General features: G+C 65.0%; 25 protein-coding genes. 11 read left to right on the top strand and 14 right to left on the bottom strand.

What is annotated here, in order from left to right; all coding sequences use genetic code 11:
- Window positions 1-373: 373 nt before the first annotated feature.
- From ACFQ24_RS03345 to ACFQ24_RS03330, 4 genes are read left to right on the top strand one after another with little or no spacing between them, the layout of a single operon-like run.
- Window positions 374-1,603 carry a TolC family protein gene (locus ACFQ24_RS03345; protein WP_017980777.1) on the top strand — a complete coding sequence of 410 codons (1,230 nt, stop codon included), beginning with the start codon at window positions 374-376 and terminating at the stop codon, window positions 1,601-1,603.
- The gene (locus ACFQ24_RS03340; RefSeq protein WP_043060764.1) at window positions 1,600-3,099 is read left to right on the top strand and encodes an efflux RND transporter periplasmic adaptor subunit; all 1,500 of its coding nucleotides are present in this window, start codon (window positions 1,600-1,602) and stop codon (window positions 3,097-3,099) included. Before ACFQ24_RS03345 ends, ACFQ24_RS03340 begins: the two co-directional genes overlap by 4 nt.
- Complete coding sequence (locus ACFQ24_RS03335; protein WP_018251208.1) at window positions 3,096-6,233, top strand: efflux RND transporter permease subunit; 3,138 nt, start codon at window positions 3,096-3,098, stop codon at window positions 6,231-6,233. Before ACFQ24_RS03340 ends, ACFQ24_RS03335 begins: the two co-directional genes overlap by 4 nt.
- Window positions 6,233-6,559 (top strand): copper-binding protein, encoded by a 327-nt coding sequence (locus ACFQ24_RS03330; protein WP_017980774.1) that lies wholly within the window; start codon window positions 6,233-6,235, stop codon window positions 6,557-6,559. Before ACFQ24_RS03335 ends, ACFQ24_RS03330 begins: the two co-directional genes overlap by 1 nt.
- A 21-nt stretch (window positions 6,560-6,580) precedes the next feature.
- Here the strand turns inward: ACFQ24_RS03330 and ACFQ24_RS03325 are convergent, their stop codons facing one another.
- A complete protein-coding gene (locus ACFQ24_RS03325) occupies window positions 6,581-7,348 on the bottom strand; it encodes a glutaredoxin family protein (RefSeq protein WP_017980773.1) in 768 nt (255 codons plus the stop codon).
- Between the two features lie 72 nt (window positions 7,349-7,420).
- Here ACFQ24_RS03325 and ACFQ24_RS03320 point away from each other — a divergent pair, with 72 nt between their 5' ends.
- Window positions 7,421-7,825 carry a MerR family DNA-binding protein gene (locus ACFQ24_RS03320; protein ID WP_101750172.1) on the top strand — a complete coding sequence of 135 codons (405 nt, stop codon included), beginning with the start codon at window positions 7,421-7,423 and terminating at the stop codon, window positions 7,823-7,825.
- 40 nt (window positions 7,826-7,865) lie between these two features.
- On the opposite strand, the gene ACFQ24_RS03315 is transcribed toward ACFQ24_RS03320, so the two are convergent.
- The 12 genes from ACFQ24_RS03315 to ACFQ24_RS03260 all read right to left on the bottom strand — a co-directional run bounded on the left by ACFQ24_RS03315 (window position 7,866) and on the right by ACFQ24_RS03260 (window position 16,668).
- A complete protein-coding gene (locus ACFQ24_RS03315; RefSeq protein ID WP_043060763.1) occupies window positions 7,866-8,318 on the bottom strand; it encodes a hypothetical protein in 453 nt (150 codons plus the stop codon).
- Window positions 8,319-8,477: 159 nt separating this feature from the next.
- Window positions 8,478-9,434, bottom strand: coding sequence for a c-type cytochrome (locus ACFQ24_RS03310; RefSeq protein WP_018251203.1), 957 nt, complete (start codon window positions 9,432-9,434; stop codon window positions 8,478-8,480).
- On the bottom strand, window positions 9,431-10,318 hold the full coding sequence (locus ACFQ24_RS03305) for an MBL fold metallo-hydrolase (protein ID WP_018251202.1): 888 nt from the start codon (window positions 10,316-10,318) through the stop codon (window positions 9,431-9,433). The genes ACFQ24_RS03310 and ACFQ24_RS03305 overlap by 4 nt, the downstream gene beginning before the upstream one ends.
- Window positions 10,319-10,339: 21 nt before the next feature.
- Window positions 10,340-10,981 (bottom strand): DsbA family protein, encoded by a 642-nt coding sequence (locus ACFQ24_RS03300; RefSeq protein WP_026189135.1) that lies wholly within the window; start codon window positions 10,979-10,981, stop codon window positions 10,340-10,342.
- Between the two features lie 2 nt (window positions 10,982-10,983).
- Window positions 10,984-11,610, bottom strand: a complete 627-nt coding sequence (locus tag ACFQ24_RS03295; RefSeq protein WP_056432835.1) for a DsbA family protein — start codon at window positions 11,608-11,610, stop codon at window positions 10,984-10,986.
- Window positions 11,607-12,416, bottom strand: a complete 810-nt coding sequence (locus ACFQ24_RS03290; protein WP_018251199.1) for a TlpA family protein disulfide reductase — start codon at window positions 12,414-12,416, stop codon at window positions 11,607-11,609. The genes ACFQ24_RS03295 and ACFQ24_RS03290 overlap by 4 nt, the downstream gene beginning before the upstream one ends.
- Window positions 12,416-13,198 (bottom strand): sulfite exporter TauE/SafE family protein, encoded by a 783-nt coding sequence (locus tag ACFQ24_RS03285; RefSeq protein WP_018251198.1) that lies wholly within the window; start codon window positions 13,196-13,198, stop codon window positions 12,416-12,418. Before ACFQ24_RS03285 ends, ACFQ24_RS03290 begins: the two co-directional genes overlap by 1 nt.
- Window positions 13,195-14,427: an NAD(P)/FAD-dependent oxidoreductase gene (locus ACFQ24_RS03280; protein ID WP_018251197.1), complete on the bottom strand. Its 1,233-nt coding sequence runs from the start codon at window positions 14,425-14,427 to the stop codon at window positions 13,195-13,197. The genes ACFQ24_RS03285 and ACFQ24_RS03280 overlap by 4 nt, the downstream gene beginning before the upstream one ends.
- Window positions 14,424-14,858 carry a TIGR01244 family sulfur transferase gene (locus tag ACFQ24_RS03275; RefSeq protein ID WP_018251196.1) on the bottom strand — a complete coding sequence of 145 codons (435 nt, stop codon included), beginning with the start codon at window positions 14,856-14,858 and terminating at the stop codon, window positions 14,424-14,426. Before ACFQ24_RS03275 ends, ACFQ24_RS03280 begins: the two co-directional genes overlap by 4 nt.
- A gap of 18 nt (window positions 14,859-14,876) precedes the next feature.
- Window positions 14,877-15,302: a DUF6691 family protein gene (locus ACFQ24_RS03270; RefSeq protein ID WP_018251195.1), complete on the bottom strand. Its 426-nt coding sequence runs from the start codon at window positions 15,300-15,302 to the stop codon at window positions 14,877-14,879.
- A complete protein-coding gene (locus ACFQ24_RS03265) occupies window positions 15,302-15,739 on the bottom strand; it encodes a YeeE/YedE family protein (protein WP_170172224.1) in 438 nt (145 codons plus the stop codon). Before ACFQ24_RS03265 ends, ACFQ24_RS03270 begins: the two co-directional genes overlap by 1 nt.
- Window positions 15,739-16,668: an MBL fold metallo-hydrolase gene (locus ACFQ24_RS03260; protein ID WP_018251193.1), complete on the bottom strand. Its 930-nt coding sequence runs from the start codon at window positions 16,666-16,668 to the stop codon at window positions 15,739-15,741. The genes ACFQ24_RS03265 and ACFQ24_RS03260 overlap by 1 nt, the downstream gene beginning before the upstream one ends.
- A 72-nt stretch (window positions 16,669-16,740) precedes the next feature.
- Between ACFQ24_RS03260 and ACFQ24_RS03255 the strand changes: the two genes are divergently transcribed.
- From ACFQ24_RS03255 to ACFQ24_RS03245, 3 genes are all read left to right on the top strand, one after another.
- Entirely contained in the window at window positions 16,741-17,364 is a 624-nt protein-coding gene (locus ACFQ24_RS03255) for a peroxiredoxin (protein ID WP_018251192.1), read from the top strand.
- Entirely contained in the window at window positions 17,361-17,771 is a 411-nt protein-coding gene (locus tag ACFQ24_RS03250; RefSeq protein ID WP_018251191.1) for an ArsR/SmtB family transcription factor, read from the top strand. Before ACFQ24_RS03255 ends, ACFQ24_RS03250 begins: the two co-directional genes overlap by 4 nt.
- 70 nt (window positions 17,772-17,841) lie before the next feature.
- Entirely contained in the window at window positions 17,842-18,345 is a 504-nt protein-coding gene (locus ACFQ24_RS03245) for a DsrE family protein (RefSeq protein WP_018251190.1), read from the top strand.
- A 261-nt stretch (window positions 18,346-18,606) separates the two neighbouring features.
- Here ACFQ24_RS03245 and ACFQ24_RS03240 read toward each other — a convergent pair whose 3' ends face one another.
- Entirely contained in the window at window positions 18,607-19,230 is a 624-nt protein-coding gene (locus ACFQ24_RS03240; protein ID WP_170172280.1) for a recombinase family protein, read from the bottom strand.
- Window positions 19,231-19,509: 279 nt separating this feature from the next.
- On the opposite strand from ACFQ24_RS03240, the gene ACFQ24_RS03235 reads away from it, so the two are divergent.
- From ACFQ24_RS03235 to ACFQ24_RS03225, 3 genes are read left to right on the top strand one after another with little or no spacing between them, the layout of a single operon-like run.
- Window positions 19,510-19,758, top strand: a complete 249-nt coding sequence (locus ACFQ24_RS03235; protein WP_046408754.1) for an AbrB/MazE/SpoVT family DNA-binding domain-containing protein — start codon at window positions 19,510-19,512, stop codon at window positions 19,756-19,758.
- A complete protein-coding gene (locus ACFQ24_RS03230) occupies window positions 19,751-20,146 on the top strand; it encodes a type II toxin-antitoxin system VapC family toxin (protein WP_046408755.1) in 396 nt (131 codons plus the stop codon). Before ACFQ24_RS03235 ends, ACFQ24_RS03230 begins: the two co-directional genes overlap by 8 nt.
- A 51-nt stretch (window positions 20,147-20,197) precedes the next feature.
- Window positions 20,198-21,547, top strand: a complete 1,350-nt coding sequence (locus ACFQ24_RS03225; RefSeq protein ID WP_380909085.1) for a toll/interleukin-1 receptor domain-containing protein — start codon at window positions 20,198-20,200, stop codon at window positions 21,545-21,547.
- The last annotated feature ends 85 nt before the right edge of the window (window positions 21,548-21,632 follow it).

Here is a 21,632-nt window from a genome sequence, read left to right as displayed (position 1 = left end):
GCTCTGCCGATTTTAAATCTCGATCAAATTGGAAAGTGACATGAAAACGTTCATCTTGGCGGTATTTGCCGCTAGCCTCGCCGCGTCGGCAGCGACGGCGGCCACATCTGAAAATAAAAGCAATGGTCATTGGGAGTGGCGTTCCAATTACCAGCCGGGCCCGCGGGCGCCGCTTCAAGCCCCACGTCGCGTATGGGTTACGGACGTTCCCCAGTCGAGCGCCTGCGTGTGCCCGATGATGGAACGCGGTCGCGACGCCTGCATGTCAATGAAGGGCGGCCAGTCAACTTAAGCTGGCGAGCCTGAACAGGTGCCGGGCTCCGATCAACCATTTGGAGCCCGGCCATCATTATGACATGAAGGGACTAGAGGGATGCGCGCATCCATGATGCTCGCGGTCGCCGCGCTCACGACGAGCGCCGCGCACGCGCAGACACTTACCTATGACCAAGCGCTGCGCGATGCGGTTGCCAACGCCCCGGGAGCGGTTGCCGGTCGCGCGGGGGTCAGCGCCGCCCAAGCCGATGCACGTGCGGCGGGAAGCCTTCCGGACCCCCGTGTGTCGATCGGAATCGAGAATTATCCTGTCTCTGGGCCACCCGCCTTCTCCCTATCCAGAGACGACATGACGATGGGGCGTGTCGGTTTCCAACAGGACCTACCCAACCTTGCCAAGCGTCATGCCGCGCAAGCGCAGGCACGCGCCGTGATCGCAACGGCAGAAGCATCGCAAGCGACCAAGCTCCGGGAGGTGCGATTGGGAGCGGGGCAGGCATGGATCGACCTTGCTTATGCCGAGCGTCGACTAGCTGCCCTCGACACCGTTCTGCTATTCCTTCGATCTCTCCCTTCCGCTGCGCGGGCCGCCGTGACGACCGGTTCGGTCCGCCCTGGTCAGACACTGACGACCGATCAGGAGATCGCGGCACTCGACGACCGCCGCGACGAGTTGATGGCCGCCGTTGCGCGCGCCCGCGCGATGCTGGCTCGCTGGACCGGCGTATCGGCGCCCGAGATTGCCGGCGATATGCCCGCGATCGATCTGGCTCCGGCGCGGCTGCGGGACGCGCTCAGCCTTCACTCCGACATGGTTCTCGCCGAGGCCGGTATTCAGCGCGCCCAGGCCGACGTGGATGCGGCGCGAGCGGAGAAGCGACCCGATTGGGGGGTAGAGGTAGCTTATCAACGCCGTGACCCCCGGTATGGCGACATGGTGTCGGCGGGAGTTTCGATGAGCCTGCCGCTGTTCGCTCGATCGCGTCAGAACCCGCGCATCGAAGCCCGCAAATCCGCACAGGCGCAGGCCGAGGCCGCGCGCGAAGAAACCCGGCGCACATTGGCAGCCGATCTGGAGGCCGCGCTGGCGGACCACCAAATGCATCACAGCCAATGGCAGCGCGCGCGCGACGTGCTCCTTCCGCTCGCTCGGAAGCGAGCCGATCTGGAGATAGCGAGCTACTCTGCCGGTCGCGCGAGTCTTGCGGATGCCATCGAAGCCAAGACCGCGCTCGCCGACGCCGAGCTGACCGTGCTCGACCGTGAGGCGCTCGTCGCCGCAGACTCTGTCCGCCTCACCATTACCTTCGGGAGCGCCGATCGATGAGCGACACTACCATTACCCGCGCCCGCCTTGTCACCGCGGTAAGCGCGCTGGTGCTGGTCGCAGGGGGCGTGGGCTTCGGGCTCGCGAAACTTGGCACGTCCTCGGCTGCCGATCAAACGGCATCCCCAGCCCCGCAGAAGAAGATCCTCTACTGGTATGATCCGATGATCCCGGGGGAGCGGCACGACGGCCCGGGTCTCTCGTCGATGAGGATGAAACTGATCCCCCGCTATGCCGACGAGGGCGCAGGCGGTAGCGCCGCACCGGGCGTAGCGATCGATCCGGCCAGCCTCCAGCGGCTCGGCGCGCGGATCGTCACGGTCGAACGCGGATCGTTGTCAAACTCGGCCTCGGCAACCGGCAGCATCGAGTTCAATGACCGCAACGTTGCGGTCGTGCAGGCACGCAGCGGCGGCTTCGTTCAGCGCGTCTATGCGCGCGCGCCAGGCGATGTCGTGCCGGCAGGCGCCCCGCTCGCCGATATCCTTGTGCCCGAATGGGCGGGCGCGCAGGCGGAGTATCTCGCCGTGCGCCGCACCGGGGATGCCGGGCTCACGCGGGCGGCACGAGAGCGCCTGTTGCTTCTCGGGATGCCCGCCGGATCGATTGCATCGGCGGAGTGGCGCGGCCGACCGCAAGGTGTGACGACGATCAGCACGCCCGTGGGGGGCGTCATCAAGACGCTCGGCGTCCGACAGGGGATGACGGTCGCGCAAGGACAGACACTGGCGGAGGTGAACGGCCTCGCCACCGTGTGGCTGAACGCGGCTGTCCCTGAGGCCCTCGCAGGAAACCTGCGGATCGGCACGCCCGTCATCGCCACGCTGGCGGCTTTCCCGGGCGAAAGCTTCAGGGGCCGCATCGCTGCGATCCTGCCCCAGGCCGAGGCAGCGAGCCGCACGCTCACAATCCGCGTCGAGCTCCCCAACCGTGCCGGCCGGTTGCGCCCCGGTATGTTCGCCAGCGTGGCGCTCGACCAGGGGAGCCGCGATGCACTCCTTGTTCCGAGTGAGGCCGTGATCCGGACCGGCCGGCGCACACTCGTCATGTTGGCAGGGCCGGGTGGACGCTTTCGACCCGCCGAGGTTCGCACTGGCGCAGAAGGCGGCGGCAAAACCGAGATAGTCGCCGGCCTGACCGAGGGTGAGAAGGTTGTCGCGTCGGGCCAGTTCCTGATCGACTCCGAAGCGAGCCTCGCTGGCCTCGATGCGCGTCCGATTGGTGTCGAAGCGTCACCCGCAACAAAGCCGGCCGTGAAACCCACCGCGTCGATCTACGAGACGGTCGGCAGCATCGAGGCGATCGATCGCAGTTCCGTCACCCTGTCCCATCAGCCCGTTCCGGCGATCGGCTGGCCGGCCATGACAATGACGTTCCGCGTCGCCGATCCCGCGTTGGTGCGTGGGTATCGCAAGGGTGAGCGGGTGCGGTTCGGCTTTGATCAACCCGCCGATGGTCCAACGCTGCGCCGCATGACGCGCGAGGCTGGGCGATGATTGCCGCGATCATCCGCTGGTCGGTCGCGAACCGCTTCCTCGTCGTCCTGGCGGCCATCGCGCTCGCCATGGCCGGGGTGTTCGCAATGCGTGCCACCCCCGTCGATGCGCTCCCCGACCTGTCCGACACGCAGGTCATCATCCGCACGAGCTGGCCGGGCCAAGCCCCGCAGATCGTCGAGAACCAGGTGACGTATCCGCTCACCACGACGATGCTGTCCGTGCCTGGCGCGAAAACCGTGCGCGGCTATTCGTTCTTCGGCGACAGCTACGTCTATGTCCTCTTCGAGGATGGGACCGACCTCTATTGGGCGCGCTCACGCGTGCTGGAGTATCTGAGCCAGGTGCAGGGACGGCTTCCCCAAGGCGCGCAGGCCGCGCTGGGTCCTGATGCGACGGGGGTCGGCTGGGTCTATGAATACACGCTGTTGGACCGCACCGGCCGCCGTGACCTGTCGCAGCTCCGATCCTTGCAGGACTGGTTCCTACGTTATGAACTGAAAACGCTGCCCGGCGTTGCGGAGGTGGCGAGCATCGGCGGAATGGTGAAGCAATATCAGGTGCTGCTCGACCCGACGCGGCTCGCCGCATTCGGTGTCACGCACACTCAGGCCGTCGATGCCATTCGCCGCGCCAATCAGGAGGCCGGCGGGTCCGTCCTCGAGCTGGGCGAAGCCGAATATATGGTGCGCGCGTCAGGTTACTTGCGCACCGTCGACGATTTCCGCGCGATCCCGCTCAAGGTCGCCGGTGCCGGCGTCCCCGTTACCTTGGGCGACGTCGCGTCGATCCAGATCGGCCCCGAGATGCGCCGCGGCATCGCCGAGCTGAACGGCGAAGGCGAGGTCGCGGGCGGAGTCGTCATCCTGCGTCAGGGCAAGAATGCACGGCAGACGATCGAAGCCGTCAAGGCCAAGCTCGCGGAACTGAAAGCGAGCCTTCCCCCCGGCGTCGAGATCGTCACCACCTATGACCGCTCGCAATTGATCGACCGCGCGGTGGAGAATTTGACGGGCAAGCTGATCGAGGAGTTCGTCGTCGTCGCGATCATCTGCGGGTTGTTTCTGTGGCATGTCCGGTCTGCGCTGGTCGCGATCGTCACCTTGCCTCTGGGGGTGCTCGCGGCCTTGCTCGTCATGCGTGTGCAGGGGGTGAACGCCAACATCATGTCTTTGGGCGGTATCGCCATCGCGATCGGCGCGATGGTCGATGCCGCGATCGTGATGATCGAGAACGCGCACAAGCGGATCGAGCGATGGGAACACGACCATCCGGGCGTGGCGCTGGCGGGCGAGGAACGCTGGCGCGTCATCACCGAGGCCGCGGCCGAGGTCGGGCCGGCGCTGTTCTTCAGCCTCGTCATCATCACGCTGTCGTTCGTGCCGGTGTTCACGCTCGAAGCGCAGGAGGGACGGCTGTTCGCCCCGCTCGCCTTCACCAAGAGCTATGCGATGGCGGCAGCGGCGATCCTGTCGGTAACGCTCGTGCCGGTCCTGATGGGATGGCTGATCCGGGGACGCATTCCGGCCGAGAACGACAACATTATCAACCGCGTGCTCACCCGTGCCTATCGCCCGGCGCTCGACCGCGTGTTGGCGCGGCCTTGGGCGGCGATCGGCATCGCCGCCCTGGTACTGGCGACGACGGCATGGCCGCTGACCCGATTGGGTGGCGAGTTCATCCCGACGATGGATGAGGGCGATCTGCTCTACATGCCGTCCGCGCTTCCCGGCCTTTCGGCCGCGAGCGCCTCGGCCCTGCTCCAGCGCACAGACCGGCTGATAAAAACCGTTCCCGAGGTCAAAACCGTGTTCGGCAAAGCCGGACGCGCCGAGACCGCGACCGACCCGGCACCGCTCGAGATGTTCGAGACGACCATCCAATTCAAGCCGCGCGATCAATGGCGCGCGGGGATGACGCCGGCAAAGCTGGTGGAGGAGCTGGACCGCACAGTGCGCGTGCCCGGCCTCACGAACGTATGGGTGCCTCCGATCCGCAATCGGATCGATATGCTCGCGACCGGCATCAAGAGTCCCATCGGGGTGAAAGTGTCGGGGTCCAACCTCTCCGAGCTGGACCGCATCGCCGGCAGCATCGAACGTGTCGCCAGGACCGTGCCGGGCGTCAGCTCGGCATTGGCAGAACGGTTGACCGGAGGCCGCTATGTCGATGTCGATATCGATCGGGTGACCGCGGGGCGCTACGGTCTCAACATCGCCGATGTGCAGGAGATTGTGTCCGGCGCGATCGGCGGCGAGACGATCGGCCAGACGGTGGAGGGCCTTGCCCGCTACCCGATCAGCGTCCGCTACCCCCGCGAGCTGCGTGACAGTCTGGAGGGACTGCGAACTCTCCCAATCGTCACCGCATCGGGTCAGCAGATCACACTCGGCACCGTCGCATCCGTGTCGATCGCGGAAGGTCCACCGATGCTCAAGACGGAAAATGGTCGACTCTCGACATGGGTCTATGTCGACGTGCGCGGGCGCGACCTGGCCTCCACGGTCGCCGATCTGCGCCGTGCTGTTGGCAAAGATGTTCGGCTCAGCCCCGGCGTCTCGATCGCCTATTCCGGACAATTCGAGTATCTGCAGCGTGCCGAGGCTCGGTTGATGCTCGTCGTGCCGGCGACACTCGCGATCATCTTCCTTCTCCTCTACCTTACCTTCGGTCGCCTCGACGAGGCGGCGCTTATCATGGGCACACTGCCCTTCGCGCTGACCGGCGGCATCTGGACATTATGGCTGCTCGGCTATGCGCAATCGGTCGCCACAGGTGTCGGGTTCATCGCGCTCGCCGGCGTGTCGGCGGAGTTCGGCGTCGTCATGCTGATCTACCTGAAACACGCATTGGCCGAGCGCGGGCCGTCACCGTCGGGCGAGCAAGTATCGGAAGCGATCAGGGAGGGCGCGCTGTTGCGGGTACGTCCCAAGGCGATGACCGTCGCTGTCATCGTCGCCGGGCTGTTCCCCGTGCTGATCGGGCATGGCGCCGGATCGGAGGTGATGAGCCGGATCGCCGCGCCGATGATCGGTGGAATGCTGACCGCCCCTTTCCTCTCCATGTTCATCCTGCCAGCCGCCTACTTGCTCTTGCGGCGGCGAGCTTCAACCCGCCCCGAAAGGAAGATCTGATGAAAGCCACTTTCTCCATGCGCGCCGCATTCATGCTACTAGTCACGCCGATCGCAGCGAGCGCTCTTGCTCAAGGCAGCAGGCCGGCTGCATCGGCTGTAAAATCCGGCAGCGGATCGGGGACGATCACTGCCGTCGACGCGAAAGGTGGAACCGTAACCATCAAGCACGGCCCGATCCCGACGATCGGCTGGCCCGCAATGACGATGACCTTCCGGGCATCCCCCCCGACCCTGCTCAAGGGACTGCGGTCGGGGCAGCGGGTCGCATTCACCGCCAAGGCGAAGGGTATGACGGCAGAAGTTACGGCGATCAGCCCGCATTGACGACGCGTGCCGACCTTCGCGTCAGTGCGCCATCGCCAGCACGGGCGGCGCAGCGATCATCCACAGCGCCATCGCGACCATCATCAGGTTTTCGGTGAGCGAGATGAAGCCGAGCGGCACGTTGCTGTCCCCGCCCACGCACGCGCATTTCAGCTCACGCTTGTCGATGTAGACGGCCTTGAACACCGACACCGCGCCGATCGTACCGATAACGAGCGCGACGGGCACCGACAGCCAGGTCAACGCGCCGGCTGCCATCAGGACGCCCGCCGCTCCTTCCGCGTAGGGATAGACATAGGAATAGGGCACCCAGCGCTTCGCGAGCAGATCGTAGTTGAGGAACATGCTCGAGAAGCTCTCGACGTTCTGGAGCTTGAGCATCGCCAGAGCGCACATCGAGAACGCGATGAACCATTCACCCGCCCGCACCGTGAAGGGCGTGCCGAGTACCGCATAGCTGGCGGCGAGCGCCATCAGCGCCGTCATCGCGAACACGGCAATCACCGGGCGATAGGTGACGGCCTTGGGGTCGCGGACCATCTTGCCGAAGAAGCGGCGCAGATCGTCATAGCCGCCGACCCGCTCCCCGGCGATAAAGATCTGCGGGGTCGTCTTGACGCCGTGCTTCGCCTTGAAAGCGTCGGTTTCTTCCCGCGTCATCAGCCAATGGTCATCGACCGCATAGCCTTCCCGGCGCAGAAGATCCTTCGCCTTCAGCCCGAAAGGGCAGGTATGTTCCGGCATCACCATCCGGTAGATCGTCGCCTGTTTGGCGGGGGCGCTCGCCATGCCGCTTCTCCAATATCCTCGCCCCGCCTATATAGGGTCCGTACCATAGTACGGAGTCAAGGCATGACCGGCATGACGATCGCGGCGCTCGCGCGCGAGGGCGGCGTCGGCGTCGAAACGGTGCGCTACTATCAGCGTCGCGGTTTGCTGGACGAGCCAGACCGGCCGACCGGGGCTGGCGCCGGAGGCGGCATCCGGCGCTACGGCACCGATGACGCCCGCCGCCTTCGCTTCATCCGCTCGGCGCAGGCAGCCGGTTTCACGCTCGAGCAGATCGGTGAGCTTCTGGCGCTGGATGCGACCGACGATCGCGCGCGTGCGCGCCAGCTCGCCCATGAGCAGATGGCGGCGCTGGATGCGAAGATCGCCGAGCTTGAACAGGCGCGTGCTTCGCTGCGTCGGCTTGCCAGCGAGTGCGGCTCGGGATCGGCAGGGCCGTGCCCAATCCTGACAGCGTTCGATTCACCGACTGAGTGATCTTTGATTAGCTCCCAGGCGGTCAGCAGGAGATTTCGGATCAGGCAAATAGATCGCCGATCGCACGCATACGGAAGGCGTTGATCCACCGACGTCGGCGATGCTCGCTGGCGTCGTGGCGCATGTGGCACCGCTGGCAGAGTGCAGCGAGGTTGCGTGGTCGGTTATCGCTCGGATCATGGTTCAGATGCGCGCTAGCAAGAACCACGCGCGTGATCCGCACTTGTGAAGGTGGATCAATGCCGACGAAGCCAGGTTGCGCGCATAAGAGGGCGTCGGGCGGCGGCAGGCGGCGAACGCACCTGCCCTGCCCGTTGCGCCACCTGCTTATGTCCTCATCCCACCAAACACCATCGCCCAGATGCAGCACATGACGACCATGCGGGCGCTGACAATGTTCGCAGCGTCCTTTGGCGCGGCCAAACCGGATGAAGGCAGATAGTTCACGCCAGTCAATCGGGTAGAGCCAGCGATGTTCACGCGCGATTGGCATAACAATTCTATGATTCAGTATCGTGGAGAACGAAAGCAGAAAACAGCAGTGACTCAACTTATCCATTACGGCTAGGTCACTAAGCGATTAGCTGACTTGGCTACTCAAGGAATGGTGTCAAAACCGTTCGGTTGTGACACTGGTTAGGAAGCCGAGCGATCAGCTGCCAAGCATTTTTCCGTCAATCTCCTGACCATAATAGTCCCCTTTGGGGTGAAACTGCTTACGTGCGCTCTCGACAGTCCCGGTCTGCCGCGGATCGCGGGGTCGCTCGCGACTATCGACATAGGCGGCGACATCCCACGCCTGCTGATCCGTCAGCGTGTTGCCCTCACCATAAGGCATGTTGGCCTTGATGAACCCGGCAGCCGACGCCAGCCCGGTCATGCCCGCACCCCAATTGTAGGAGCGCGCTCCCCACAGCGGCGGGATAGTATAGCTGCCGTCCGGGTTCGCCTGCCCTTGGCCGTTCGCACCGTGGCATGATGCGCACTGGCCGGCGAACACAATCGCGCCGCGAACCGGATCGTGCCCGATCGGGGTTGTGGCGAGCTTTATGAACCCGCGACCGGGCAGCGGCTTGCCGGATGGCGCGCCGGTCGCGAGCCAGGCGAAATAGCTCTGGAGATCGCGGTAGATATCGTCGCCATAGGGCGGCGGGGCGCCGGCTTTCGAGGCGGGCGCGTTCATCGAGTAGAGGAAGCAGTCGCGGATGCGATCCTCCATCGTGTTCACTCGGCCGTTCTTCGCGCGATAAGCTGGGTAGCTGACCCAGGCCGCCCACATCGGGGACGCATCGGCCTTCCGCCCGGCATCGAGGTGACAGTTGCTGCACGTCAGGCCGTTGCCGACGTACTGGCCGGCATGAGCCGCGCTCGCGGTGAAGATCAGTCGACCGCGCCGGATCGCGTCGCCGTCCGGCCCGGCGGGGATGGTGCTTTCCGCCGGTGGCGAAAAGGCGGCGTCCGCTGCTACCTCGACGGGTGCCTGCACGGGCGCGTCAGACTGCCCTACCTTGTAGGTGACGACGAGGACGAGCAGCGCGGCGGTAATGGCGAAGATGATACGCTGGGCATCGCCATCATCACCGGGCGTTGGCGGCGTTGGTTCGGTCATTTGCCCGCGCCGAAGTGGTTGAGCGGCACCTTGAGGAACGCTGTGCCGCACGCCTCCGGCTCCGGCAGGCGACCGCCGCGGATGTTCACCTGGAGCGCGGCAAGCATCAGGTCCGGCAGCGGCAGGGTTGCGTCGCGCTTCTCGCGGGTGGCGACGAACTCGGCCTCACCGATGCCGTTGTGCACATGGATGTTGTCACGACGCTGGTCCGCCACGGTCGATCGTCCAAAGACTTCGCGCCCGTCCTTGCCGTAGTCGTGGCCGACATAGGTCGCGGTGCTGGGCGGCAGTTCGAGGATCGCCCGGATCGAGCGCCACAGCGCGCGCGCGTTGCCGCCTGGAAAGTCAGCCCGACTGGTGCCGCTGTCGGGCACCATCAGCGTGTCGTGGACGAACGCCGCGTCGCCGACGACGTAGGTGATCGAGGCGAGCGTGTGGCCGGGCGACAGCATGACGTGCGCGTCGAGCGAGCCGATCCTGAACTGCTCGCCATCGGCGAACAGGCGATCCCACTGGCTACCATCGACGGGCAGGTCGGGCAGGCAGTAGATGTCCTGCCAGAGCTTCTGCACCTCCACGACCTTGGTGCCGATCGCGGTTTTGCCCCCTGTCTTTTCCGCGAGATACGGCGCGGCCGAGAAGTGATCGGCATGGGGATGGGTATCGAGCACCCATTCCACAGTAAGTCCCTTGGCGCGGACATATTCGAGGATCATATCGGCATTGTCGGTTGCGGTCGCACCGGCACGGGGATCGAAGTCGAGGACCGGATCGATAATCGCGGCGGTCTTCGTGGCTTCGTCGACCACGACATACTGGAAGCTGCCGGTGCGCTCGTCATGGAGCGACGCAACCGTCATGCCCTTGTGATTATACTCGATCATGTTTCGTATCCTCTCGCATCGTCAGCTTTCTTCCCGCGCACGCGCGAACAGCCGTTGGAAATCGCTGGCGTCGATCGCGCCCATCACCAGCATGGGACCGGCAAGATAACCCGGGGTGCCCGCCAGTCCGATCGAATAGGCTTCCTGTCCGTTCGCCCGCAGGCGGGCTGCGACAGCGTCCGCGTGGGCGGCAAGCCAGGTCATCGCGCGCAGCCAATCGCCGCCAGCGCGCATCACGACGTCCCGCAACACGTCGTCGTCGATCGTGCGGCTGTCCGTCATCAACGCACGATGGACGGTCGGGTAAACTCCCTGTTCGGCGCACGCGAGCGCCACGCTTGCGGCACGTTCGGATGGCGGACCGAAGATGGGCCAATCCTTGTAGATGACCCGCACCTTGCCGTCGCGTTGCACAGCCTCTTCCAGGGCGGAAAATCCATGACGGCAGGCCGGGCAACGATAGTCGGTGAACACGGCAAGCCGGAGCGTAGCATCGGCAGGTCCGTCCTCGGGCGAGCCGTTACCGGCAAGGATCAGGTCGGCGGTCGGCCCGACGTCGCGCCCGATCGGGGCGGTACGCCGTAGAACCTGCCCGACTGCCCAACCACCCACGACCACCGCGCCCAAGCCGGCAAGCTGTCTCCGATTGAGCGGCCCGGGCATGGTCAGCGCGCCGCTGGTTTTTTGCGCGCTTCCGCGACGAGACGACGCAACGTCGGGAGATCGACAGCACCGGCGACGACCTGCGAGCCGACGATCAGCGCTGGTGTTCCGTTGAAACCGATCGCCTGGGCGATGCTATCGGTGCGCGTAAGCAGCGCGTCGATTTCGGCGCCACGGTTCTTCAAATCGCGTTGCAGACGGGGCCAGTCGACCTTGGCTTTGGCAGCCGCTGCCTTGACGCCCGCGCTGTCGAGCCGCGCCGGCGAGGTCATCAGGGCCTCGTGAAAGGCGGCATGCCTGCCCTGCCATTGGCTCGCGACAGCCGCGCGTGACGCCTCACGCGAGGCAGGTCCGAAGATCGGCCAGTCCCGGTACACGACCCGTACCTTCGGGTCGGAGCGAAGCAGGGCGTTCAGCACCGGCTCCATGCGACGGCAATAGGGGCAGTTATAGTCGAAAAACTCGACAACCGTGACGTCGTAGGTCCTGCCGGCGCGCTTGGGAGCCACGGGATCGTCAACGACCGCCTTGCGCGACAGATCGGGCTGCTGGGCCATGAGAGGCGTGATCGGCGCGGCGAAGGCAAGCGCGGCCAGGAGGCCCCGAGACAACAGGTTGCGACGATTCATCGGTGTTTCCTTGCTAATTCGATTCCATCGGCGAGCGCAGCGCGTGACAATTCACCGAGCTGGAGCTGTACGATCGTGCCGTCGCCCGCAACGAAGGCCGTTGCGGGATACCCCGCCACCTTCAGGGCTTGAGAAAGGCCACGATCGGGGTCGAGCGCGACATGGCGCGCTCCGATATTTTCACGGCCGAGAAAACCGCTGACGATCGCTTGCGCCTCGCCCTGATCGGCAAGAAGGATCGGGACCTCGCCAGGGCGCGACGCAACCGCATCGAGCATCGGCAGCTCACGCCGACACGGACCGCACCATGTCGCCCACAGGTTGACCACGAAGGGCCTGCCACGGAAGCGATCGAGTGGAAGCGGCGCGCCGGACGGGGTTGTCAGGTTGAGATGATAGGGGAACGGGCCGTAGGTCACGGGAGGGATCAGCGCCTGAAGCGAGAACCAGAGGCCACCCGCAACAGCCAACGCTCCCCAGCCTGCCGCCAGCGCGCTTGAGCGGCCAAGCCGGATCGCCAGCATCGCCGCAGCGCCCAGAAGCCCTGCAACGGGGGAAAAGCCACCCTGCCACACGGCAAGGATGGACAGCGGAGCGCCGGTGTAGCTCGACCAATGCGCTGCGACGTAACCGATCCGTGCCGTGACCAGTCCAGCGACGATGGCGCTGGTGGAGACCGTCGATACGCGAGGGAAGCGGAACCGACCGGCCAGTGTCGTGAGGCCAAGGAACACGACGATGCACAGCACGGCAAGCCCGCGATCGACGGCCAGCATCAGCGGCCCGATGGCAATCGCACCCGCCATCAGAGAAACGCGGCCGCGCTTTTCCAGAGCATGTAGGCCGCCACCACGAAGATCAGGACGGCGAAGACCGTGGTGAGCGTGCCGCCCGTACCGAGGCGCTTCGCGATGCGCGTGCCGATCAAGCCGCCGACAACTCCACCGGCGATGAACACGAAAGCCAGCGGCCAGTCCACCAGACCCGAAAATGCGTAATTGGCGGCCGTCGTCAGCCCGAACGCGGTGACGGCGATCAATGACGTGCCGACGGCGTTCAGGATCGGCATGCCCGTCGATCCGATCAGGCCGGGGACGATCAGAAAGCCCCCGCCGATGCCGAAGAAGCCCGAGAACAGACCGGTGCCGAGGCCGTAGCCCAGCACCTTCGGCGCCTTTTCCCGGTTGCACTCCGCCCCCGGGTTGCCCGTGTCACCGCGCCCGCGCAGCATCAGGACGCCGACGACGACCATGACCAGTGCGAACAGGAACAGGAGCTTGCCGCCGTCGACGGCCTTGCCCGCGGTAGAGCCGAACAGGGCGCCGATGACGCCGGCGGTCGCATACATGCCGCCACAGCGCCATTTGACGTTATGCGCCCTTGCATGGCCGATCAGCCCCGTGGCGGCGTTAGCCGCGACGGCGAACGCGCTCGTGCCGATGGCGAGATGGGCGTCGGGCACGCGCACCAGATAGACCATGAGTGGGACGGCGAGGATCGAGCCGCCCCCGCCGACAAGCCCGAGGGTAAAGCCCACCAGGCTGCCGGATAACGCACCCAGCAGATACTGGATCGGTTCGAGGGTCATGCCGCTTTGCCGATCTTATGCGGAGCCGCCATCCATTCATGGCCTTTCAGCATGCCTTGCCAGTAAATCGGGGGCAGCATCCGCTCCTTCAGGAACCAGGCAGCGCGCGTCGGGCGCGTGCCGTTCAGCAGCCACGACGGAAAGCTGGGGAGCAGTTTTCCACCATAGCCGAACTCGGCGAGGACGATCTTGCCGCGCTCGACGGTGAGCGGGCACGACCCATAGCCGTCATAGTCGACAACAGGAGGCTTGCCTTCGAGTGCGGCGAGCGCGTTGACCGCCACCACGGGTGCCTGCTTGCGGGCTGCCGCAGCCGTCTTCGCATTGCTCGTCCCCGCAGCATCGCCCAAGGCAAAGACGTTGTCGTATCGCTTGTGGCGCAGCGTCGCCTCATCGACCTCGACGAAGCCGTTTGCCGCCGCGAGCGAACTTTTGGCAACGACGTCATGCGACACCTGCGGCGGCACGACGTGGAGCATGTCGAACCCGCGCTCGATCCGCTCGCTGACACCGTTCTGCTTGCGCTCGAAGGTGGCAATACGCCGATCGGCGTCGACCGCGACGAGGTTGGATTCGAGCTTGAGGTTGATCCTATACTTCTCGACATATTCCATCAGCGCAGGGACATAGGTCGCGACGCCGAACAGCGCCGCACCGGCGTTGTGAAATTCGACGTCGATCGCGGGGAGAACACCGCGTTCGCGCCAGATGTCGCAGGACAGGTACATCGCCTTTTGAGGCGCGCCGGCGCACTTGATCGGCATCGGCGGTTGCGAGAACAGCGCGCGTCCCCGCTGCAATTCCTGGACAAGCTGGTAGGTGTAGGGCGCCAGATCGTAGCGGTAGTTGGACGTGACCCCGTTGCGGCCCAACGCTTCGGTAAGCCCCGCGATCTTCTCCCACGCCAAACGCAGGCCGGGGGCGACGATCAGGACACGATAGGCGATCGTATCCCCGTCGCCCAGGGTGATCGCCTGACGCTCGGGGTCGATGGTGATCGCCGGCAGCCGGATCCATTCGACGCCCTTGGGCATGACATCGGCTTCGGCCTTGCGGGTCTGTTCGGGGGTGAAAACGCCTGCCCCGACTAACGTCCAACCGGGCTGGTAATAATGGTCCCGGGCCGCATCGACGACCGCGATCGACACCTTGGCGTTACGTTTCAGGATGCTGGCGGCGGTTGCGATGCCCGCAGCTCCGCCTCCGATGATGACGATGTCGTAGGTCATTTGCCGGTTCTTTCGGACCGGCGAGCGAGCGCCGGCTTCAGATCGGCCAGGTCGTACCCGGCTGCCTTGGCCTGACCGACGATCGTTTCGGGATCGGCATGACTCGCCTCCGCCAGCGCCCATAGGGTAGCCGCCCGCGTGCCGCTTCGGCAGAAGCCGAGCGTCGGTCCCGGCAGCGCAGTCAGCGCTTCCTTCATCCGGTCCGCATCGGCATCGGTCGCCTTGCCCGGCACGATCGGGACATGGGCGAACGCAAGGCCGTGTTCTTCGGCGATCCGGGCCATCTCGTGTGCGCTCGGCTGTCCCTGCTCCTCGCCATTTGGCCGGCTCGAAACGATCGAGCGAAACCCCGCCTGTGCGGCGGCAGCGACATCATCCCGGGTGAGCTGGGGAGCAGCCGAGAAGGACGGTGTGATCTTCTTGAAGGCCATGTAATGTCTCCTGTCCGGTCACGCCGAACGGCGTGGGATGAGTGCGAAGCGGTGGATGGCTGCGCCGAGCGCCATTGCAGCGGTGAAGAGCAGCGCGGGGGCAGGCTGGATCGCGAGCGCGGCGATGGCGGGGCCGGGGCACAGGCCGACAAGGCCCCAGCCTATGCCGAACAGGGCGGCACCGCCGAGGAGGCGCGCGTCGATCGGCGACGTGGCCGGCGTATGGAATTGCTCCGCGACGATCGGCGTAGAGCGTCCACGCACGATGAGCCAGGCTATCGCCATCGGCAGGATCGCTCCCGCCATGACGAATGCCAGGGTCGGGTCCCAGGCACCGGCGACGTCGAGAAACGCCCGTACCCGCGCAGGATCGATCATGCCGGACACGGCGAGGCCGGCGCCGAACAGCGTGCCGCTGACGAGCGAAAGAAGGCTCTGGCGCATCACGATACCACTCCCGCGAGACGCATGAGGGTCACGGTGGCGATGCCGGTCGCCATGAACGTGCCGGTCGCGACGATGGACCGCGGCGACAGGCGCGACAGGCCGCAGACGCCGTGACCGCTGGTGCACCCCGCGCCGAGCCGCGTCCCGATCCCGACGATCAGCCCGGCGACGGCGATCAGCCCGAGCGACGTCGGGAAGCGAGCTTCCACATTCACATTGGCTGCGGTCAGCGCCGCGCCCAGGGGCAGCCCCGCCGTGAAAAGCAAGGCCATCATCCAAGGCGCTCCCCCTTCAGAGAGAGCGAGGACACGCGCGAACATGCCGCTGACCCCGGCGATGCGGCCGTTGCCCAGCAACATGATCGCCGCAGCGAACCCGATCATCAGGCCGCCGATGAAGCCGGCAAGCGGCATGGCATGGGGAAATCCGGGCATCACAGCGTATCCAGTGGAATCTTGAGGTAGCGGGTGCCGTTGACTTCCGGCTCCGGCAGATGGCCGCCGCGCATATTGACCTGCACCGATGGCAGGATGAGCTTGGGCATCGACAAGGTGGCGTCCCGACTGGTGCGCATCGCGACGAAGTTGTCTTCGTCCACCCCCTCATGAACGTGGACGTTGCCGACGCGCTGCGCGCCCACGGTCGTCTCCCAGACATACCGGTCGCGCCCCGCAGCCTTGTAGTCGTGGCACAGGAACAGCCGCGTCTCGTCGGGCAACTGCATCAGTCGACGGATCGAGCGGAATAGCTGGCGCGCATCACCACCGGGGAAGTCTGCGCGTGCGGTGCCGTAGTCCGGCATGAACAGGGTATCGCCGGTGAAGACTGCGTCGCCGATGACATAGGCCATATCGGCGGGGGTGTGCCCCGGCACATGCAGCGCGATGGCCTCGATGTCGCCGATCGTAAAACGGTCGCCATCGTCGAACAGGTGGTCGAACTCGGAGCCGTCCCGTTCGAAGTCGGTGCCGGCGTTGAAAATCTTGCCGAAGACGTTCTGCACGCGAATGATGTCGCGGCCGATCGCGAGCTGACCGCCCAGCGCCTTTTGCAGATAGGGCGCCGCAGACAGGTGGTCGGCATGAGCATGGGTTTCGAGCAGCCAGTCGACCGAAAGGCCGTGCTCCCGCACATAAGCGATTACCGCATCCGCCGACGCCGTATTGGTGCGACCGGCCGCAGCGTCGAAGTTCAGGACACTGTCAACGATCGCCGCCTTTCGCGTGGCGGGGTCCCAGACGACGTAGGTCGCGGTGTTGGTCGGCTCGTCGAAGAACGAGTGAACGACCGGCGCTACCGCCGCCTTCGCACGTTCAATCTGCGCAACTGCCTCATTCAACGCCGATTCCACGATCGCCTCCAATTATTGATTTCATGGTTTATGTAGTTGTGTAATCCGCTTGCGTCAACGGGCTGCCCGTGCCATCTGAAAAGCATGGAAACGATGGATGCAGACGTACCGCGCTCGTTGCGCATCGGGGACGCGGCCCCGAATTTCACCGCCCGCACGACGCAGGGCGCGATGTCGCTCGATCAGTATCGTGGTCGTTGGGTCGTGTTCTTTTCGCACCCGGCTGATTTCACGCCGGTCTGCACCAGCGAGTTCGTGGCCCTGGCGAAGGCCGCACCGCAATTCGAGGAGCTCGACTGCGCCTTGCTCGGGCTGTCGGTTGACAGCCTGTATTCGCATGTCGCCTGGTTGCGCGCGATCAAGGATGTCTTCGGTGTAGAGGTGCCGTTCCCGGTCGTGGAAGACCCGTCGATGGCGGTGGGTTACGCCTATGGCATGCTTGACGAACAGGCCGGCGACGCCTCGGCCGTGCGCGCGACCTATTTCATCGATCCTGAGGGCATCATCCGTGCGCTCAACTGGTATCCGATGAACGTCGGGCGATCGGTCGACGAGATGCTCCGCACGGTGAGGGCATTGCAGCGATCGGCCGATGGGCAGGCCTATACGCCGGCCGACTGGCAGCCGGGTGACGACGTCCTGCTCCCGCCCGCCTTGCCGTGCAGCGCCGGTGCCGACTGGTTTCATCAGTTGAAGGCCGATCGATGACGGCGATCCATCAATCCCGCGCGATCGCCGATGCGGCGGTCGAAAAGCTGCGCGTGTTCGCTCAACCCCAGCGCCTCATGATCCTGTCCTATCTGCTGGGCGGTGAGCGGCAGGTTGCGGACATAGAGGCTGCGACCGGCGTGACCCAGCCGGCCCTCAGCCAGCAGCTTGCCGAGCTGCGCCGCGCCGAGCTGGTGAAGACGAGACGCGAGGCAAAGCAGGTCCATTACCGGCTCGCCGATGACGCAGCCGCAATGTGCGTGCGCACGCTCGAGGCGATATTCGGCGCCGATGATCTAGCCGTGCATGAGGCAGCGCCCGCTTCCCGACCGTCGCGAGCGCGCGGGGCGTCGGCTGCCACGCGGCCGCAAAATATAGGCGCAGCCGTATTTGCGAGGGTCGGATAATCATTCCGGTTTCGAAAGGACAAACCAGATGCGGCTTCCCGCTATCGCAGTTGCAGGATGCTTGGCCGTCATGAGCAGTGCCGGGTCAGCAGGCGTCACCGCGCAACAACCCGTGATTGCCGGCTATGGCAGGATCACGCCGGTAGAAGGCGCGGTTGAGCGGCCGGACCACTCGCTGCGATATCGTGTGCTGTTCAGTGTGACGAAGGCGGCGTCATCTCCCGACAAGGTCAATCCCTCGCTGGAGAAGGTCGCACGCTTCCTGAACCTGCTCGGGGCGGACGGCGTGCGGCCGGCACAGGGAGATGTGATCGTGATCGTCCACGGGCCGGCGACACCGATTATTGCCGATGATGAGGCATATGCGACGAAAACCGGTGCCACGACGAACCCCAATCTTGCCTTGATAGCGGCGCTAAGGCGGGCAGGCGTGTCCGTTCGAGTGTGCAGCCAGGCTTTAGTCGGGAATGGGATCGCTCCGGTCACGGTCGATAAGGCTATCGAAGTCGATGTCTCGGCTCTCACCACAATGGCGACATTGCAGATACGTGGTTGGGCGCTGATCCCTGACTGATCGTACCGAACTTCCTGTTTTATCATTCCAGTCCGTAACGCGGCCGGTGTCACAACCGTCCGGTTGTGACACCGGCGTAGCACCCCAGCTTTTCCGCGGGTCTACAGGTGTCGGAACCCCGTGTCAGAATGGCAGGTTGGAAGCGACTATGCGCGATTATCCTGCGGTGATACCCAGGATGCCGCTCTGCTGCTCCACGCGGAGACCAATCCGCGGTGGGGTTCGGTCTGCCACGACCCGCAGGTAAAACATGTACGGTACTCAACTAGTCTTCTGCGGCTGAGCGGCCCTTGAGCGGTGGAGCGCGGTCACGCGCTTGACGTGGGCGATGCTGCACCCGGCGAGCTCCGCGGTCTTCGCGATGCTCATGCCCGCCTCGCGCAGACCTACGATGCGCCGGTGGTGGGCGAGGTCCGGCTTGCGGCCGGTGTACCGCCCCGCCCGCTTGGCAATCTCGATGCCCTCGCGTTGCCGCTCGCGCCGGGTCTCGTAGTCATCCCGCGCCGTCTGCAGCGCGACCCGCAGCAGCATGTCCTGCACCGCCTCCAGCACGATGCGCGCCACGCCTGCGCTATCAGCTACCAAGTCCGACAGGTCCACAATGCCCGGCACCGCCAGCCGAGCCCCCCTGCCCCGGATAGCATCCACCAGCAGTTCCGCTTCCTGCAGAGGCAGGCGGCTGATGCGGTCGATCTTCTCGGCCACCACCACCTCGCCCGGCTGCAGGTCCGCCACCATGCGCAGCAGCTCCGGCCGGTCCGGTCGCGCGCCCGACGCCTTCTCCCGGTATACGGCCGCGACATAAAAGCCGGCCGCCCGCGCACCAGCCACAATGCTCTCCTGCCGCGTCAGGTCCTGCTCGTCCGTGCTTACCCGCAAATACACCCGCGCCGCCCTAACCTCGCTGCCTGCCACCTGCTCATCACTCCTACTTGGCGTTGTTGGGTATACCCTTGTGAGCCACCGCTGCGGCATCCGGCTCGGAATAGCAAGCGCCGATCCTGTCGAGCCTAGCTCAGCTAGTCAGGCCTAAGTAGCTACCGCGCGCAGATATGAACGGCCACCAATCACTAAACCCGTTGAAGGGTCCTGCTTTGCGCTATCCGTCAGCGCCGACATCCGGTAAGGTCTGGTGATTGGGTCAGCCAAGCGAGGTCAGTGCAGATGGAAGCACAGAGGGTCAAGATCGTGGATGGTGGCAAGCTCGTGATCCCGGCGGCAATGCGCCGTGAGCTCGGGATCACCACAGGTGACACCGTTCTCGTCGATGTGGACGATGGCGAGTTGCGGGTACGGTCCGTACCGAGAGCGTTAGAGCGGGCTCGCGCGATCCTTCGCAAGTATGTGCCCGAAGGCGTCGGCCTGGCTGACGAGCTGATTGCCGAACGCCGGCGTGAGGCGGAGCGTGAGTAGCAAGGTCGTACTCGACGCCTCCGCCCTGCTCTGCCTTCTGAACGACGAGCCCGGGGCTGATCGGGTAGTCGACGTGCTGACCCGCAGTGTCATCGGAACGGCAAACCTGGCCGAGGTCGTGTCCAAGCTGCGGGAGCGTGGCCTGTCGCTGGACGAGGTGCGTGAGGCGCTCGGCGGGTTGCACCTCGATGTTCGGCCGCTCTCCCCTGCCCAGGCGCTCATCATAGGCGACCTCCGGCCGTCGACGAAGGCACTTGGTCTTTCGCTTGGCGACCGGGCATGCCTTGCTTTGGCGATCGATCTGCAAGCGCAGATGTTCACGACGGACGGCCCGCTGGCGAGCGCGGATGTCGGCATTACCATCACCAACGTGCGCCCTCTGGCGTAGTAGGCCCATATTCGTGCTTTTGGGTACGGTACGCTGCAGGCGGGGACACGCATGACAACCGTTCCGACACTGGTGCGCGACACCATTCTGATCACGCACGCCAACCCCGAGGATAACCGGTTCGCGCGGTGGCTCGCAGGTCGCTTGACCACTGCCGGGTACAAGGTCTGGGTCGACGTTGGCGCGCTTCGGGGTGGCGACGATTTCTGGGACAAGATCGAGCACGTGCTGCGGCACGAGGCGATCAAGCAGATCGTCGTCGTGTCCGAGCACATCGGCAAGCAAGGCGTAAAGAAGGAACTCGCCCTCGGCGACGTCATGCGTCGCAAGCTCGGCGATGCGGAGTTTATGATTCCGATCCGAATCGCCGACGTGGATTTCGGCGATTTCCCGACGGAGATCCTCCGCCAGAACGCACACAATGCGTTCCCTAACTGGGCTGCCTGCCTTCAGCCCCTGTTCGAGACGCTCGACTCCTCACGTGTGCCAAAGGTCGAGCATCCGGACGCCGAGCAGCTTGCGATGATCGTCGCTGCCCAAGAGGACGGTCGAAAGCTGGTCACTTCAAGTCCCGAGACGCTCTACAGCAACTGGTTCGAACTCCGGGCGAGGCCTGACGTCTGGATCCTGGAGGCGAAGGGAACGACTGCGCAGCTGGAAGCCTGGAGCCAGTTCACACGTGTTCCCCATGTACTACACGATGGAGGGGTGATCGCCTTCTGCGGACCCGATGCTATCGAGCGTCTCGACAACGGCGCTCCGCCTTTGAAGGCGCGCGCCAGCTTGCCATTCAACGGCGTGATCGACGGTACCTATAGCCGCCACTTCGTTGAGCGTTCCAATGCACGGCGGATCGCCGTCAATTTGATGCGTCAGCACTGGGACTTGGCCATGCATCGTCTCGGGCTACTTCCTGTCGATTTCGCCTCGGGCGCCCGCGGCCGCTTCTTCCCCGACGGACTCATCGACGGAAGAGTGAAGCTGACGCTGAGCGATGGACATCGGGTCGACCGGGTCCTGAGCGGCAAGTTCAAGGATCGGCGCTGGCATCTGTGCCTTGTCGCTCAACCCAAGCTCTGGCCGGATGCTCTCTTCCGGGTCCATGCCAATGTCGCGGTGACGACCGATGGCCGAACCCCGCTCCCGGGTGAACAGCTGCAGCGTATCCGGTTGCGCCTCACGCGGTCTTGGTTCAACGACAAATGGCGCGACATGCTGCTCGCCGCGATGGGGTGGCTTGCCGAAGGTGATCCGACCCTAGACATTGCCGCGTCCGGTGAGCGCCTTGCGGTTGCCAGCCTACCGATGAGCTTCGACTTCCCAGTCAGCTTCGCCGCGGAAGAGGACCGCCGAGTCGAGGATGTGAATCGGCGTGCAAAAAGGACCCCGTTAGCGGGGTGATCGGCGTCTAAAAGGGACCCCTCATTTCGATAGCTTAAACAGCCGTCTGGATGTTCAGGCGGCGAGATCGGGATGTTGGTTTTGG

This window comes from Sphingobium olei (assembly GCF_042678845.1).
GTDB classification, from domain to species: Bacteria; Pseudomonadota; Alphaproteobacteria; order Sphingomonadales; family Sphingomonadaceae; genus Sphingobium; species Sphingobium olei.
This window is presented reverse-complemented; position numbering and strand designations above follow the sequence as displayed.

Coding starts and splice junctions, on each gene's coding strand:
- ACFQ24_RS03345 (WP_017980777.1), top strand. CDS start 374: ATGCGCGCATCCATGATGCTCGCGGTCGCCGCGCTCACGACGAGCGCC.
- ACFQ24_RS03340 (WP_043060764.1), top strand. CDS start 1,600: ATGAGCGACACTACCATTACCCGCGCCCGCCTTGTCACCGCGGTAAGC.
- ACFQ24_RS03335 (WP_018251208.1), top strand. CDS start 3,096: ATGATTGCCGCGATCATCCGCTGGTCGGTCGCGAACCGCTTCCTCGTC.
- ACFQ24_RS03330 (WP_017980774.1), top strand. CDS start 6,233: ATGAAAGCCACTTTCTCCATGCGCGCCGCATTCATGCTACTAGTCACG.
- ACFQ24_RS03325 (WP_017980773.1), bottom strand. CDS start 7,348: ATGGCGAGCGCCCCCGCCAAACAGGCGACGATCTACCGGATGGTGATG.
- ACFQ24_RS03320 (WP_101750172.1), top strand. CDS start 7,421: ATGACGATCGCGGCGCTCGCGCGCGAGGGCGGCGTCGGCGTCGAAACG.
- ACFQ24_RS03315 (WP_043060763.1), bottom strand. CDS start 8,318: ATGCCAATCGCGCGTGAACATCGCTGGCTCTACCCGATTGACTGGCGT.
- ACFQ24_RS03310 (WP_018251203.1), bottom strand. CDS start 9,434: ATGACCGAACCAACGCCGCCAACGCCCGGTGATGATGGCGATGCCCAG.
- ACFQ24_RS03305 (WP_018251202.1), bottom strand. CDS start 10,318: ATGATCGAGTATAATCACAAGGGCATGACGGTTGCGTCGCTCCATGAC.
- ACFQ24_RS03300 (WP_026189135.1), bottom strand. CDS start 10,981: ATGCCCGGGCCGCTCAATCGGAGACAGCTTGCCGGCTTGGGCGCGGTG.
- ACFQ24_RS03295 (WP_056432835.1), bottom strand. CDS start 11,610: ATGAATCGTCGCAACCTGTTGTCTCGGGGCCTCCTGGCCGCGCTTGCC.
- ACFQ24_RS03290 (WP_018251199.1), bottom strand. CDS start 12,416: ATGGCGGGTGCGATTGCCATCGGGCCGCTGATGCTGGCCGTCGATCGC.
- ACFQ24_RS03285 (WP_018251198.1), bottom strand. CDS start 13,198: ATGACCCTCGAACCGATCCAGTATCTGCTGGGTGCGTTATCCGGCAGC.
- ACFQ24_RS03280 (WP_018251197.1), bottom strand. CDS start 14,427: ATGACCTACGACATCGTCATCATCGGAGGCGGAGCTGCGGGCATCGCA.
- ACFQ24_RS03275 (WP_018251196.1), bottom strand. CDS start 14,858: ATGGCCTTCAAGAAGATCACACCGTCCTTCTCGGCTGCTCCCCAGCTC.
- ACFQ24_RS03270 (WP_018251195.1), bottom strand. CDS start 15,302: ATGCGCCAGAGCCTTCTTTCGCTCGTCAGCGGCACGCTGTTCGGCGCC.
- ACFQ24_RS03265 (WP_170172224.1), bottom strand. CDS start 15,739: ATGCCCGGATTTCCCCATGCCATGCCGCTTGCCGGCTTCATCGGCGGC.
- ACFQ24_RS03255 (WP_018251192.1), top strand. CDS start 16,741: ATGGAAACGATGGATGCAGACGTACCGCGCTCGTTGCGCATCGGGGAC.
- ACFQ24_RS03250 (WP_018251191.1), top strand. CDS start 17,361: ATGACGGCGATCCATCAATCCCGCGCGATCGCCGATGCGGCGGTCGAA.
- ACFQ24_RS03245 (WP_018251190.1), top strand. CDS start 17,842: ATGAGCAGTGCCGGGTCAGCAGGCGTCACCGCGCAACAACCCGTGATT.
- ACFQ24_RS03235 (WP_046408754.1), top strand. CDS start 19,510: ATGGAAGCACAGAGGGTCAAGATCGTGGATGGTGGCAAGCTCGTGATC.
- ACFQ24_RS03225 (WP_380909085.1), top strand. CDS start 20,198: ATGACAACCGTTCCGACACTGGTGCGCGACACCATTCTGATCACGCAC.